The organism is Nocardia sp. NBC_01730 (assembly GCF_035920445.1).
Taxonomy (GTDB): domain Bacteria; phylum Actinomycetota; class Actinomycetes; order Mycobacteriales; family Mycobacteriaceae; genus Nocardia.
This window is the reverse complement of the sequence record NZ_CP109162.1, coordinates 3,953,845-3,968,325: the sequence shown is the minus strand read 5'-3', so window position 1 is coordinate 3,968,325 and position 14,481 is coordinate 3,953,845. Positions and strand designations below refer to the sequence as shown.

Below are 14,481 nucleotides of genomic sequence, written 5' to 3'. Positions count from 1 at the left end.
CAAGACTGAAAAGTGGTGTGGTATTCGCCGAGGTCGGCTTCTGATGATGGATACAACAAGATCGGCTCGGTGAGAAGGCTCGGCTCTGGGTTGCGAGAACCCGATACCGCTGGCAGGCTGCTGCCCAGTAGGCGACGTGGGCGGATCTGTCGCGGCTTGCTTGGCGAAAAGAGATAAACGTTCGAATGGAGTACATCTCGGTAGCGGTCGAGCCACCTGTCCCTGCCGAAGTGCGCGGGCGACCAGCTGCTCGCCAAGGACTTTTCGCGGTCGAATGCCAATCGGCGGCCGATAATCTACCGATACACTGCGCGCCCGCGGTGGCCCCGGCGAGACATTGTGCGGTGAGCCGGCGATCGCCGGCCGACTCGTCGCCTCGTAACCGACTCCGGATCGAACGATATCCGTAGCTCGATGGCCCCGGATCGCCGCTCGCGCCATCGGGCTTCCTCGACAACCCTGAAATACGCGGACCTGGATGTGAAACGTGGACACAAGCACTGACGATTCGTCCGAACTCGGGTTGGAGTACCTGAAAAAGGTCACTCTCGAGCTCATGGCGACTCGCAACGATCTGAAGAATCTGCGGGAACGGATCGACGAGCCGATTGCGATCGTCGGTATGAGTTGTCGGTATCCGGGTGGCGTCGAGTCGCCGGAGGGTTTGTGGGATCTGGTCGCGTCCGGTTCGGATGCCGTGAGCGAGTTCCCGGTGGATCGGGGTTGGGATGTGAAGGGGTTGTTCGATCCCGATCCGGACCGGTTCGGGAAGGTCTACACGCGGGAGAGCGGATTTCTGCAAGGTGTCGGCGATTTCGACGCGGGGTTCTTCGGGATCGGTCCGCGTGAGGCGTCGGCGATGGATCCGCAGCAGCGGCTGGTGTTGGAGGCGTCGTGGGAGGCGTTGGAGGACGCGGGTATCGACCCGACATCGTTGCGGGGCAGCAACACTGGCGTGATCACCGGGGTGATGTTCACAGACTACTTGCAGACGGCCAAGGCGGCGGGTCCGGTCGCCGAGGGCTACATGGGCGCCGGTGCGGCGGGCAGTGTGGTGTCGGGGCGGGTGGCGTACACGTTGGGTTTGGAGGGCCCGGCGGTGACGGTGGATACGGCGTGTTCGTCGTCGCTGGTGGCGATCCATCTGGGCTGTCAGGCACTGCGGCGCGGGGAGGCGTCGATGGTGTTGGCGGGCGGTGTGACAGTGATGTCGACGCCGTCTTTGTTCGTGGAGTTTTCGCGGCAGCGGGTCCTTTCGCGTGATGGGCGGTGCAAGGCGTTCTCTGCCGGTGCGGATGGGATCGGGTGGTCGGAGGGCGTGGGTTTGTTGGTGTTGGAGCGGTTGTCGGACGCGCGGCAGTCGGGGCACGACATTCTTGCCGTGATCCGGGGTTCGGCGGTGAATCAAGACGGGGCTTCGAATGGATTGACCGCGCCGAATGGTCCGTCGCAGGAGCGGGTGATCGCGGCGGCGTTGGCGGCTGCCGGGCTGGATCCGGCCGATGTCGATGCGGTGGAGGCGCATGGGACGGGGACGCCGTTGGGTGATCCGATCGAGGCGAGGGCCCTCATCTCCGCATACGGGAAGCATCGCGGCGAGCCGTTGCGGATCGGATCGTTGAAGTCGAATATCGGGCACGCGGCCGCGGCTGCGGGTGTGGGTGGGGTGATCAAGATCGTGCAAGCTATGCGGCACGAAACCCTACCGCGGACGTTGCATGTGGATGCGCCGTCGCCGCATGTGAATTGGTCGGCGGGGTCGGTGCGGGTGTTGACCGAGGCAGAGCCCTGGCTCGCGGGTGAGCGGGTGCGGCGGGCGGGGGTGTCCTCGTTCGGCATCAGCGGCACCAACGCGCACCTGATCCTGGAGGAGGCGCCTACGCGCGCGATCGCACGGGACGACGGCACCTCGACCGAGGGTGCCGCAGCGGAGGGCGTGCTGGCGTGGCTGGTGTCGGCGAAATCCGAGGCAGGCTTGCGGGCCCAGGCGGATCGACTGCGGACGTGGCTGGTCGACCATCCGGACGCCGACGCTCGCAGCGTCGCGTGGTCGTTGGTCGATGCGCGTGCGCAGTTGGACTGGCGCGCCGGGGTTGTCGGCCGCGACCGGGAGCAGCTGATGGCGGGGTTGGCGGATCTGGCGTCAGGGTCGGCGGCACCCACGGTGGTGACCGGTGCGTTGGTAAGAGGTCGGACGGCGTTCGTGTTCACGGGTGGGGGTGCGCAGCGGGTGGGTATGGGCGCTGGTATGTACCAGGCGTTTCCGGTGTTCGCGGCGGCGTTGGACGAGGTGTGCGCCGAGTTCGATCGGCATCTGGGTGGGGCCGACCCGTCGCCCGACCACCACCCCTCGAGGAGCTCCACGCGGTCGTTGATGGAGGTGATGTTCGCCGATCCCGAGGGGGTGTTGGATCGGGTGGACTGGTTGCAGGCTGCGATGTTCGCGTTCGAGGTGGCGACGTTCCGGCTTGTCGAGTCGTTCGGGATTACCCCGGATGTGTTGATCGGGCATTCGATCGGTGAGCTGGTCGCGGCGTATGTGGCCGGGGTGTGGTCGCTGTCGGATGCGTGCGCGTTGGTGGCGGCGCGGGGGCGGTTGATGGCGGCGTTGCCGGCGGGTGGGGCGATGCTGGCGGTAGCGGTGTCGGAGGCCGAGGCGGCGGAGGCGATGGTCGGGCACGGCGGTCGGGTGTCGATCGCAGCGGTGAACGGTCCGGACTCGGTGGTGATTTCCGGCGACGCCGACGCCGTGGACGCGGTGGAGCGGACGTTGGCGGGGCAGGGCCGCAAGACGACGCGACTGCGGGCCAGCAACGCGGGCCACTCGGCGAGGCTGGACCCCATGCTGCCGGAATTCGAGGCTGCGGCCGCCGCGGTGACATTCCGGGAGCCGCAGCTGCCGATCGTGTCGAACGTGACCGGTGTCGTGGGTGAGAAGTTCACCGACCCCGCGTACTGGGTCCGCCAGGTGCGTGCCGCGGTCCGGTTCGCACCCGGAGTCCGGTCGCTCGCGGACATGGGCGTGCGCCGGTTCCTCGAAATCGGACCCGACGCCGTGCTGACGGCCATGACCCGGCAGTGCCTCGACGGTCTGAGCGGGACCGGCGATGCTGCGGCCGGATGGCTGGTGGCCGCCGCGAGTCGTCGTGGGGTCGACGAGGCGGCTCAGATCGTGACGTTCCTGGCGCAGCTGCACGTCGCCGGGGGGAGCGTGGACTGGCGGTCGTGGTACGCGGGGAGCTCGGTTCATCGAGTTCCGTTGCCGACGTATGCGTTTCAACACCAGCGGTATTGGTTGGCGGCTGCCGCCGACACGGGAGATGTCCGGACTTCCGGCCTCGACAGCGTGGACCATCCGCTGTTGGGTGCGGCGGTGTGGCTGCCGGACTCAGAGGGGGTAACGCTGACGGGTCGGTTGTCGTTGTCGAGTCATCCGTGGTTGGCCGATCACGCCGTCGGCGGGGTGGTGTTGCTGCCCGGCACGGCATTTGTGGAGTTGGCGTTGCATGTCGGGGGGATGGTCGGCTGTGCGCGGTTGGCGGAGTTGGTGGTGTCCGCGCCGTTGGTTGTGCCTTCGGTGGGTGCGGTGGAGTTGCGGGTGATGGTGGCCGGTCCTGATGATGCGGGTTCGCGGGTGGTGTCGGTGTATTCGCGTCCGCAGGGTGACGGCGAAGCGGAGTGGGTTCGCCATGCCACCGGGACTCTTGTCGCGTCATCACCGTCGGCCCAGGTCGGGCCGACCGAGGCGAGTTGGCCGCCGGCGGGCGCGGTGCCGGTGGAGATCGGTGACGTTTACGCGGAGCTGGCCGAGCGCGGTTATGAGTACGGGCCGTTGTTCCACGGATTGACCGCGCTGTGGCGGCGCGACGGCGAGGTTTTCGCGGAGGTGGATCTGCCGGAGCAGGCGCAGTCGTCGGCGGATCGGTTCGGGATGCATCCGGCGTTGTTGGACGCGGCTTTGCACGCGATCGCTCCTGGCCTGTTGGTCGAGCCACCTGCCGTGGGTGCGGTTCTGGCGCCCTATTCGTGGGAGAACGTCGACTTGCATGCTGTCGGTGCGGGATCGGTGCGGGTTCGGCTGACCACGGCCGAGTCTGGTTCTACCGGGGCGGACAGTCGGCGGATCATGTTGACGCTCGCTGATTCTCGAGGTGTGCCGGTGGCCGAGGTCGGAGTGTTGACTCTGCGTCCGATCACGCTGAAGGCATTGGGCTCCGCCACGGCTGCTGCTACGGGTGGCGGTGTCCACCGGCTCGACTGGGTCTCATGGTCTGCGGCGAAGCGGGGCGATCTCGTCGCGGATGCGCAGTGGGTGAACACGGGCGAAGGGGAGACGGTGACGGTCGACGGCCGAGCGGTGGCGGTGATTCGCCTCGAGGATTCGTCTGCAGAGGTGGACGTGCCGGCTTCGGTTCATGGTCGGCTCGCCGATGTGGCGGCGCGGGTGGCCGAGCTGTTGGCGCGGTATGAACGTGTCGTCGTGGTGACCAGGTATGCGGTTGCCGTGGATGCGGGCGAGCCGGTGGATCTGATCGGCGCGGCGGTGTGGGGTCTGTTGCGTAGTGCTGAGAGCGAGAATCCCGGCCGTATCGCGATCGTCGATGTGGATCGTTGGGACGGCTACCGTGACGGCGTCGCCGTGGCTCTGGCCATCGTGGATGAGCCTCAGGTGGTATTGCGGCAGGGTGTGCCGTTTGTGCCGCGGTTGAGTCGCGGGGGGACGGACACCGTGGGGGCCGGTGAGCTGTTGGGTGCTCCGGCGTCGGCGTTGACTCAGCTCGGGAAGGGCACGTTGACCGGGGACAATCTTGTTCTTGCGGAGACGCCGACTGCGTTGCGGGCGTTGGGGCCTGGTGAGGTCCGGGTGGGTTTGCGTGCGGCAGGTATCAATTTCCGCGATGTGTTGATCGCGCTGGGAATGTATCCGGACGCGGACGCCGCCATCGGCGGCGAGGGCGCGGGCGTGGTGCTGGAGGTGGCACCCGATGTCACCGAGTTCTCGCCGGGTGACCGGGTTTTCGGGTTCGTTGCCGATATCGGTTCGGTTGCGGTGACGGACCGGAGGTTGCTGGCACGGGTGCCGCGAGGTTGGTCATTCGCTCAGGCCGCCGCCGTGCCGGTGGTGTTCGTCACGGCATATTACGGCCTGGTCGACTTGGCGCAGGCGCAGCGCGGCGAGACGTTGCTGCTGCATGCCGCGACCGGTGGTGTGGGTATGGCCGCGGTGCAGCTGGCGCGTCACCTACGTTTGCGTCTGTTGGTGACTGCGAGTCGACCGAAATGGGATGTGCTGCGGCGCATGGGGTTCGATGACGGGGTTATCGGGGATTCGCGCACACTCGAGTTCGAACGGACGTTCCTGGAGGTGACCAACGGTCACGGGGTCGATATTGTTCTCGATTCGTCGGCGGGTGAGTTCGTGGACGCGTCGTTGCGACTATTGCCGCGTGGTGGACGGTTCCTCGAAATAGGGTTGACCGATCGTCGCGACCCGGCCGAGGTCGCTGAGCGGCATCCTGGTGTGCATTACCGCGGTTTCCATCTCAGCGAGATAGACCCCGACCGGATGCGTGGGATTCTGAGTGTGCTCGTCGAGCTGTTCGACACCGGCATGTTGGCGCCGCTTCCGGTTACCGGATGGGATTTGCGGCAGGCGCCCGAAGCCTTCCGGTACCTCGGCCAGGCTCGGCACATCGGTAAGAACGTACTCACCATTCCGTCGGTGCCGCAGCTTGGGGGCACGGTGTTGATTACCGGCGGCACCGGTGGGTTGGGTGCGGTGGCGGCACGGCATCTGGTGGTCGAGCACGGTGTGCGGAGGCTGGTGCTCGCGGGCAGGCGCGGCCCGGACGCACCCGGCGCCGACGATCTGGTGGTCGAGTTGACCGCGCTCGGTGCAGAGGTGGACGTGGTTGCCTGCGATGTGGCCGATCGGGTGGCGCTCGACGGGTTGTTGTCGAGGATTCCGCCGGAGCATCCGTTGACCGGCGTGCTGCATGCGGCGGGGGTGTTGGCCGATGGTCTGTTCACCGACATGACCTCGCAGCAGTTCGAGACGGTGTTGCGGCCCAAGGTCGATGCCGCGTGGAATTTGCATGAGGCGACGAAGGATCTGGACCTGTCGATGTTCGTGCTCTACTCCTCCATCGCAGGCACGATCGGCAGCCCGGGCCAAGGCAACTACGCGGCCGCCAACACCTTCCTCGACGCGTTGGCTCAGTACCGGCACCGCAACGGCCTGCCCGCGACGTCCATCGCGTGGGGTCCCTGGTGTGTCGACAGCGGCATGATGAGCACCCTCAGGGAGGTCGACTTCGCGCGAATGCGACGAAACGGCCTGGTCTCCCTCGACGACCAGCACGGGATGTCGCTGTTCGACATCGCCATGGCCGCCGGTCACCCGACGAGCGTAGGCGTTCGTTTCGACACCGCTGCGCTCACTGCGCAGGCAGGCGCGGGGTTGTTGCCCAAAACGCTCAGCTCCCTGGTCACCACCACGACACGTCGTGCCGACAGCGTGATATCGCCGGCGCGGCGACTGGACCGGATCCCAGAGGCCGAGTGGGAGCAGGCTCTGCTCGACATCGTCCTCGAACAGGCCGCCACGGTGCTGGGCCACTCGTCCGCCGACGACATCAGACCGGAGAAGGGATTCGACGAAATCGGATTCGATTCGCTTGCCGGGGTGGAACTCCGGAACCGACTCGTCAAAGCCACCGGCCTCGAGCTGCCTTCCACGCTGATTTTCGACTACCCCAACGCGGTCGACATGGCGGGCTATCTGCACGAGCAGATAGGGATGTCGAGGCCGACTTCCGAACCATCCGTTGTCGCGACCGCGGCTGCCGATCTCGCTCGCTTGGAGGCGATGGTCGAACGTGTTCTCGCTGTGGCGGGCGACGATGACGCGACCGTCACCGCACTGCTCGGCATCAGTGATCGTCTTCGGTCTCATTTCGGCGATCGACAGCAGAGCGAGGGATACGACGACTTTGCCGCGCATTCCGGCAGTGAGTTGTTGGATCTGATTGATGAGGAGTTTGGTCGAGCATGAGTATCGAGGAACGACTCACCCGGTCTCTGCAGAGACTCGCCGGAGATCTACGCGCCGCCAACCGGCATATCCGGGAGTTGGAGGAGCGTGCGCGGGAACCGATCGCGATCGTCGGGATGAGCTGCCGCTATCCGGGTGGTGTGGAATCCCCCGCGCAACTGTGGGATCTGGTTGCCTCCGGCACTCACGCGGTCGGTGGGTTTCCGACCGACCGGGGGTGGGACCTGGAGCGGTTGTACAACCCGGATCCGGATGTGCCGGGCACGGTCTACACCCGTGCGGGTGGATTTCTCTATTCGGCGGGTGATTTCGATGCGGGCTTCTTCGGAATCAGTCCTCGTGAGGCCGCGGTGATGGATCCGCAGCAGCGGCTGATGTTGGAGGCGTCCTGGGAAGCGTTGGAGGACGCGGGTATCGACCCGGGGTCGCTGCGTGGCAGCGACACCGGCGTCTTCGCCGGCGTCTTCCACCAGTATTACGGTCCTCGCGTCGGCTCTCCGACGTTGACGGCCGAGGCGGAAGGCCATGCCGGCCTCGGCGTTTCGATGAGTGTGCTGTCCGGTCGGATCGCGTACACCCTTGGCTTCAAGGGCCCGGCGATTTCGGTCGACACCGCGTGCTCGTCGTCGCTGGTGGCGCTGCATCTGGCGTGTCAGGCGTTGCGGCAGGGGGATACGTCGCTCGCGTTGGCGGGTGGGGTGACCGTGATGTCGGATCCGTCCGTGCTGATCGGGTTGGCGCGCCAGCGTGCGCTGTCGTCCGATGCGCGCTGCAAGGCGTTCGCGGCGGCCGCCGACGGGACCGGCTTCTCCGAAGGCATCGGAGTGCTGGTCGTCGAACGGCTGTCGGATGCTTGGCGACTCGGCCACACTGTGTTGGCGGTGGTGCGTGGCAGCGCGGTCAATCAGGATGGCGCGAGCAAGGGTTTGACTGCGCCGAACGGTCCGTCGCAGGAACGCGTCATCAGGCAGGCGTTGGCCAATGCCGATCTGGCTCCGTCGGATATCGACGTGGTGGAGGCGCACGGCACGGGCACGATGCTCGGGGATCCGATCGAGGCGCGGGCACTGATAGGCGTCTACGGTGCGCGGCCCGAGAACACGCCGCTGCGTCTGGGATCGCTCAAGTCCAATATCGGCCATACTTCGGCCGCGGCGGGCGTCGGGGGTGTCATCAAGATGGTCCAGGCCATGCGGCACGGCGTTCTGCCGAAGACGCTGCACGTGGATGCCCCCACCCCTCATGTGGATTGGTCGGCGGGCACGGTGCAGCTGCTTCAGGAGAGCGAGCGATGGCCTGCGGGGGAACGGATCCGGCGTGCGGGAGTGTCGTCCTTCGGGGTCAGCGGTACCAACGCCCACCTGATACTCGAGGAAGCGCCCGCCGTAGAGGAGACCGGGGCTTCCGGGGGCAATTCGGCGCGGGTCGATTCCGAGGAGACGGTGTCCGCGGGGCCCAGCGTGCCTGCCCCGCAGTGTTCCCCGGGCGAAGGCATGCCGGGGCATGCTTATGCGGGGTCCGATTTCGTTCCGTTGCTGGTGTCGGCGAAATCCGAGTCGGGTTTGCGGGCGCAGGCGGATCGGTTGCGGCGGTGGGTGGTCGGTAATCCTGATGCGGATGTGTGGGATATCGCGCACTCGTTGGTGACGTCCCGTTCCCGGTTGGACTGGCGCGGAGTCGTCGTCGGTCGTGATCGGGAGCAGCTTTTGGCTGGTCTGGCGGATTTGGCGGTGGGTGTGGTGTCTTCTGGTGTTGTCGAGGGGGTGGTGGGGTCGGGTAGGACGGCGTTCCTGTTCACGGGGCAGGGTGCGCAGCGTGGTGGGATGGGTGCGGGCTTGTATGGGTCGTTCGGGGTGTTCGCGGCGGCGTTCGATGAGGTGTGTTCGGGGTTCGATCCTCTGCTTGGGCGGTCGTTGAAGGATTTGGTGTTCGATCAGGGTGGGGCGGTGTTGTTGGATCGGACGGAGTTCACTCAGCCCGCATTGTTCGCGTTCGAGGTGGCGTTGTTCCGGTTGATGGAATCGTTCGGGATCGCGGCGAACATGCTGATCGGGCATTCGATCGGTGAGCTGGCGGCTGCGTATGTGGCCGGGGTGTGGTCGATGTCGGATGCCTGCCGTCTGGTCGCGGCACGTGGTCGGTTGATGGGGGCGTTGCCTGAGGGTGGGGCGATGGTGGCGGTGGCTGTCGGGGAGGCGGACGCGGCGGGAATCATCGCCGGGTATGGGGGCAGGCTGTCGGTTGCGGCGGTGAACGGTCCGTCGTCGGTGGTGTTGTCCGGGGATGTGGATGCTGTCGACGAGGTGGAATTGCGCGTGGCTGCGGAAGGCCGGAAAACCAACCGGTTGCGGGTCGGCCACGCGTTCCATTCGGCGCGGATGGATGCGATGTTGGCTGAGTTCCGGTCGGTGGCCGAGGGAGTGACCTACCATCTGCCGAACGTTCCGATCGTGTCGAATGTCAGTGGCGCTGTTGTCGGTGTGGAGTTGACCGATCCGGGGTATTGGGTGGAGCAGGTGCGTGGTTGTGTCCGGTTCGCGCCCGGGATCGACACCCTGGTCAAGGCCGGAGTGCGGCGGTTCCTGGAGTTGGGTCCTGATGCGGTGTTGGCGGCGATGAGCTTGCAATGTCTGCCTGAGGATGTCGAGTCGAGGTCGTTGGTGGCGGCTGCGGGTCGGCGTGATGTCGATGAGGTGGGGCAGTTCCTGACGTTCCTCTCGCAGGTTCACAACGTGGGGATCGAGGTGGATTGGGGCTCGTTGTTCGTGGGCCATGACGTGCGACGAGTTGGGTTGCCGACGTATGCGTTTCAGCGGCAGCGGTTTTGGTTGGCTGCCGCTGCTGCGGGTGATGTTCGGACGTCGGGTCTGGAGGGTGTGGAGCATCCGTTGTTGGGTGCGGCGGTGTGGTTGCCGGATTCCGAGGGGGTGGTGTTGACGGGTCGGTTGTCGTTGTCGAGTCATCCGTGGTTGGCCGATCACGTGATCGGCGGGGTGGTGTTGTTGCCGGGGACGGCGTTTGTGGAGTTGGCGTTGTATGTCGGGGGGATGGTCGGCTGTGCGCGGTTGGCGGAGTTGGTGGTTTCCGCGCCGTTGGTTGTGCCGTCGGTGGGTGCGGTGGAGTTGCGGGTGATGGCGGCTGGTCCTGATGATGCGGGTTCGCGGGTGGTGTCGGTGTATTCGCGTCCGCAGGGCGATGGTGAGGGGCAGGTGGAGTGGGTGCGTCATGCGTCGGGGACTGTTGTCGGGCAGGCGCCGTCGTCGCAGGTCGTGTCGTCGGGGGTGGCGGTGGGCGGCATGAGCGTCAGGTCCGAGGCGGCAGCGGAACCCTGGACGAATGCACTCCGGGGCAGGTTCCACGATGAGGGCCGAGTGGATGCCGCAATCCAACACAGTTGGCCGCCGGTTGGGGCGCTGTTGGTGGAGGTCGGTGATGTGTATGCGGAGTTGGCTGAGCGTGGTTACGGCTACGGACCGCTCTTCCGAGGGTTGACCGCGTTGTGGCGGCGCGGTGACGAGGTGTTCGCGGAGGTGACTCTGCCGGAGCAGGTGCAGTCGTCGGCGGGGTTCGGGGTGCATCCGGCGTTGTTGGACGCGGCTTTGCATGCGGTCGCTTTCGGTGGGTTGGCCGAGCCTGCCGCGGCAGGTGAGGTTCTGGTGCCATATTCGTGGGAGAACGTCGACATACGCGCTGTCGGTGCCGCGTCGGTGCGGGTCCGGCTACGGGCCGGTGGGCCCGAAGCGGGGAATCAGCGAATCACGTTGACGCTCACCGATTCTGAGGGTGCGCCGGTTGTCGAGGTCGGGGCGTTGACTCTGCGTCCGATCCCTCTTGGCGCCCTCGGCGCGACTTCGCATCCGAACAGCGGCCTGCACCAGCTTCGTTGGGTTCCGTTGCCCGCGCCGGAGCCGAGTGACCTTGTCGCGGACGAGCATTGGGCGAGTACGGACGAGGGTGAGGCGGTGATCGTCGATGGCAGGCCCGTGACAGTGTTGCGGGTAGAGCAGACACACGTGGATGGGGATGTGCCGGGTGCGGTTCACGGTCGGGTCGTCGAGGTAGCGGCGCGGCTGCGGGAGCTGCTGGCTCAGCATGAGCGGATCGTCGCCGTGACCAGGCGTGCGGTCGCGGTGGAACTCGGCGAACCGGTGGATCTCGTTGGCGCGGCGGTGTGGGGTTTGCTGCGTAGCGGGCAGAACGAGAACCCCGGCCGGATCGCGATCGTCGACGTGGACCGCTGGCAGGACTACCGTGCCGGCGTTGTCGTCGCTTTGGCTATCGGGGATGAACCTCAGGTGGCGTTGCGGCGCGGGTTGCCGTATGCGGCGCGGTTGAGTCGTGGTGTCGGCGATCTGGTGGGTGCGAGTGATCTGGTGGGTGCTCCGGCATGGGCGTTGACTCAGCTCGGCAAGGGCACTCTGACCGGTGACAACCTCGTGCTGGTCGAGACGCCCGCGCTGGGGGCGCTCGGTCCCGGTCAGGTTCGGGTGGGCCTGCGCGCGGCAGGCGTCAACTTCCGTGACGTGCTGATCGCGTTGGGTATGTATCCGGACGCGGATGCCACCATTGGTGTCGAGGGTGCCGGGGTGGTGTTGGAGGTGGCGTCGGATGTCACTGAATTCGTGCCTGGTGATCGGGTTTTCGGGTTCGTCTCTGATATCGGTTCGGTGGTGGTGACCGACAGCAGGCTGCTTGCTCGGGTGCCGCGGGGTTGGTCGTTCGCGCAGGCGGCGGCGGTGTCGGCGGTGTTCGTGACGGCGTATTACGGTGTGGTCGATCTGGCCGGTGCGCGACCCGGAGAGACGTTGTTGTTGCATGCCGCGACTGGTGGTGTGGGTATGGCGGCTGTGCAGTTGGCGCGTTATCTGGGTTTGCGGTTGTTGGTGACGGCGAGTCGGCCGAAGTGGGATGTGTTGCGGGGTATGGGGTTCGAGGACGCGGTGATCGGTGATTCGCGCACGCTGGATTTCGAGCGGAAGTTCCTCGAGGTCACCGATGGTCGTGGTGTCGATATCGTGTTGGATTCGTTGGCTGGTGAGTTCGTGGATGCCTCGCTGCGATTGTTGCCTCGTGGTGGTCGTTTCCTGGAGATGGGGTTGACCGATCGCCGTGATCCGGCTGAGGTCGCCGAGCGGCACCCGGGTGTGCACTATCGGGGCTTCCATCTCAACGAGATCAGCCCCGACCGGCTGCACGAGATTCTGAACATCCTCGTCGACCTGTTCGACACGGGTGTGCTGGCCTTGCCCCCGATGACCGGGTGGGATGTGCGGCAGGCGCCGGAAGCGTTCCGATTTCTGAGTCAGGCCCGGCATATCGGCAAGAACGTGCTCTCTATTCCGGTGCCGTCGCGACCTGAGGGCACGGTGTTGATTACCGGTGGTACTGGTGGGTTGGGTGCGGTGGCGGCTCGTCATTTTGTTGTGCAGCGTGGTGTGCGGCGGTTGGTGTTGGCCAGTCGGCGTGGTCTGGATGCCGACGGCGCGGCCGATCTCGCGGCTGAATTGACCGCGTTGGGTGCGCATGTGGATGTGGTTGCGTGTGATGTGGCTGATCGTGCGGCGCTGGATGGGTTGTTGTCGGCGATCCCGCCCGAGTATCCGTTGACCGGTGTCGTGCATGCGGCAGGTGTGTTGGCTGATGGCTTGTTCACCGATATGACGCCGGAGCAGTTCGTGACGGTGTTGCGTCCGAAGGTCGATGCCGCGTGGAATTTGCATGAGGCCACCAAGGATCTGGATCTGTCGATGTTCGTGCTCTACTCCTCGATCGCGGGCACACTCGGCGGTCCGGGGCAGGCGAACTATGCGGCGGCCAATGTTTTCCTGGATGCGTTGGCTCACCACCGGCACCGTGCCGGGTTGCCCGCGACGTCGGTGGCGTGGGGTCTGTGGCGCCCAGCCAGTGGTATGACGAGCACTCTCACCGAGGTTGACTTCGCGCGGATGCGGCGTGAGGGTTTGATCGCGCTCAGCGAGGGCGAGGGGATGTCGCTGCTGGATGCTGCTTTCGCTGTCGGTGTCCCGGCGGTCGCTGGGATGCGTCTGGACGTGGCGGTGCTGACGGCGCAGGCTGCTTCGGGTTCGCTGCCCAGGGTGCTGAGCTCTTTGGTCACCGTTCCCGCAGCGCGTCGCGCCGGCAGCGTGGGGTCGTCTGCCGGGCGGCTCGCCGCCACACCCGGACCCGACCGTGCGGGTGTCGTGCTCGCCGTCGTCCAGGAACACGTCGCGGCAGTCCTGGGACACGAGTCCGGGGACATGATCGATCCCGCGGTGCCGTTCACGGAGTTGGGTTTCGATTCACTGACGGGCATCGAGTTCCGCAACCGGCTCGCCAAATCCACCGGACTGACACTGCCCTCCACCCTCGTCTTCGACCACCCCAACGCTCGGGCACTGGCCGACTATCTCTGTTCCCGCCTCGCGGAAACCGCGCCCGCAGTGCCGCCCGCGGAATCCGGGACTCGAGGAGGGCTCACGGATCTGGTTTCGGCCGCGCACCGGCGTGGACAGGTGGGTGCGGCGATACCGCTGCTGCTGGAGAGCGCCAAGCTCGCTGAGACCTTCACCATCGACGACGAGTTGCTCGCCGCACCAGCGCTGATGCCGTTGAGTAGAGGCACGTACGAACCCGCGCTCATCTGCGTTCCGTCATTCCTGGTCGGTACCGGACCGCACCAGTTCGCTCGGCTGGCGCGTGAGCTCGGCGCCGACCACGCGATAACCGCGGTGCGTTTGCCGGGAACCCGTTCCGGGGAACGGCTGCCCGAATCATGGGATGCGCTGCTGGATTTCCTGGCGATGACCGTGAAAGAGCTGCCAAGTCGCTCCGCAGGCTCCGCTCCCGTCGTTGGGGAGCAGCGGCCGATCGTGCTTGTCGGCTACTCGATCGGCGGTGTGATCGCACACGCTCTGGCGCACCGACTCGAGAAAAACGGGCGTGGGCCCGCAGGGGTCATTTTGCTCGACCCCTATTCGTCGGACGATGCGGACCAAGGCCGTCGGGTACTGGTGAGCGCGCTGGGCTCGGTGCTCGACCTCGGGAACGAGATGGCGCAGATCGGTGATCACGGCCTGGTCGCCATGGCGAAGTACACGCAGATATTCGACGAACGGCAACCCGCGCCGATCGCTGCGCCGACGCTCAACCTGCGGGCCTCGACGCCGTTGCCCGGGCTGGATCTCGCCGAGCGGGTGCCCGCATGGCTGCACACGGGCGAGACGGTCGAGATCGACGCGGACCACTTCTCGATCGTCGAAGCGGCGTCGTCCGCCGCGGCGGGCGAGATACGTCGCTGGCTTGCCGAGCGCAGCAGCTTGGAGCCGTGAAATCCATGAGCATGAAATCCCAATTCTTGGCATCGAATAAAGGCGCGATAGAGGAATGCCATGGTCGAATCAGCGAATGAGATCGCCATTGTCGGAATG

Annotated in this window: 2 protein-coding genes; both read left to right on the top strand. The window is 66.1% G+C overall.

Features of this window, described 5'->3' with window-relative positions; all coding sequences use genetic code 11:
• Positions 1 to 487: 487 nt before the first annotated feature.
• Positions 488 to 7,054: an SDR family NAD(P)-dependent oxidoreductase gene (locus OHB12_RS15690; protein WP_442800048.1), complete on the top strand. Its 6,567-nt coding sequence runs from the start codon at positions 488 to 490 to the stop codon at positions 7,052 to 7,054.
• The gene (locus tag OHB12_RS15685) at positions 7,051 to 14,382 is read left to right on the top strand and encodes an SDR family NAD(P)-dependent oxidoreductase (RefSeq protein WP_327120212.1); all 7,332 of its coding nucleotides are present in this window, start codon (positions 7,051 to 7,053) and stop codon (positions 14,380 to 14,382) included. Before OHB12_RS15690 ends, OHB12_RS15685 begins: the two co-directional genes overlap by 4 nt.
• The last annotated feature ends 99 nt before the right edge of the window (positions 14,383 to 14,481 follow it).

Coding starts and splice junctions, on each gene's coding strand:
- OHB12_RS15685 (WP_327120212.1), top strand. CDS start 7,051: ATGAGTATCGAGGAACGACTCACCCGGTCTCTGCAGAGACTCGCCGGA.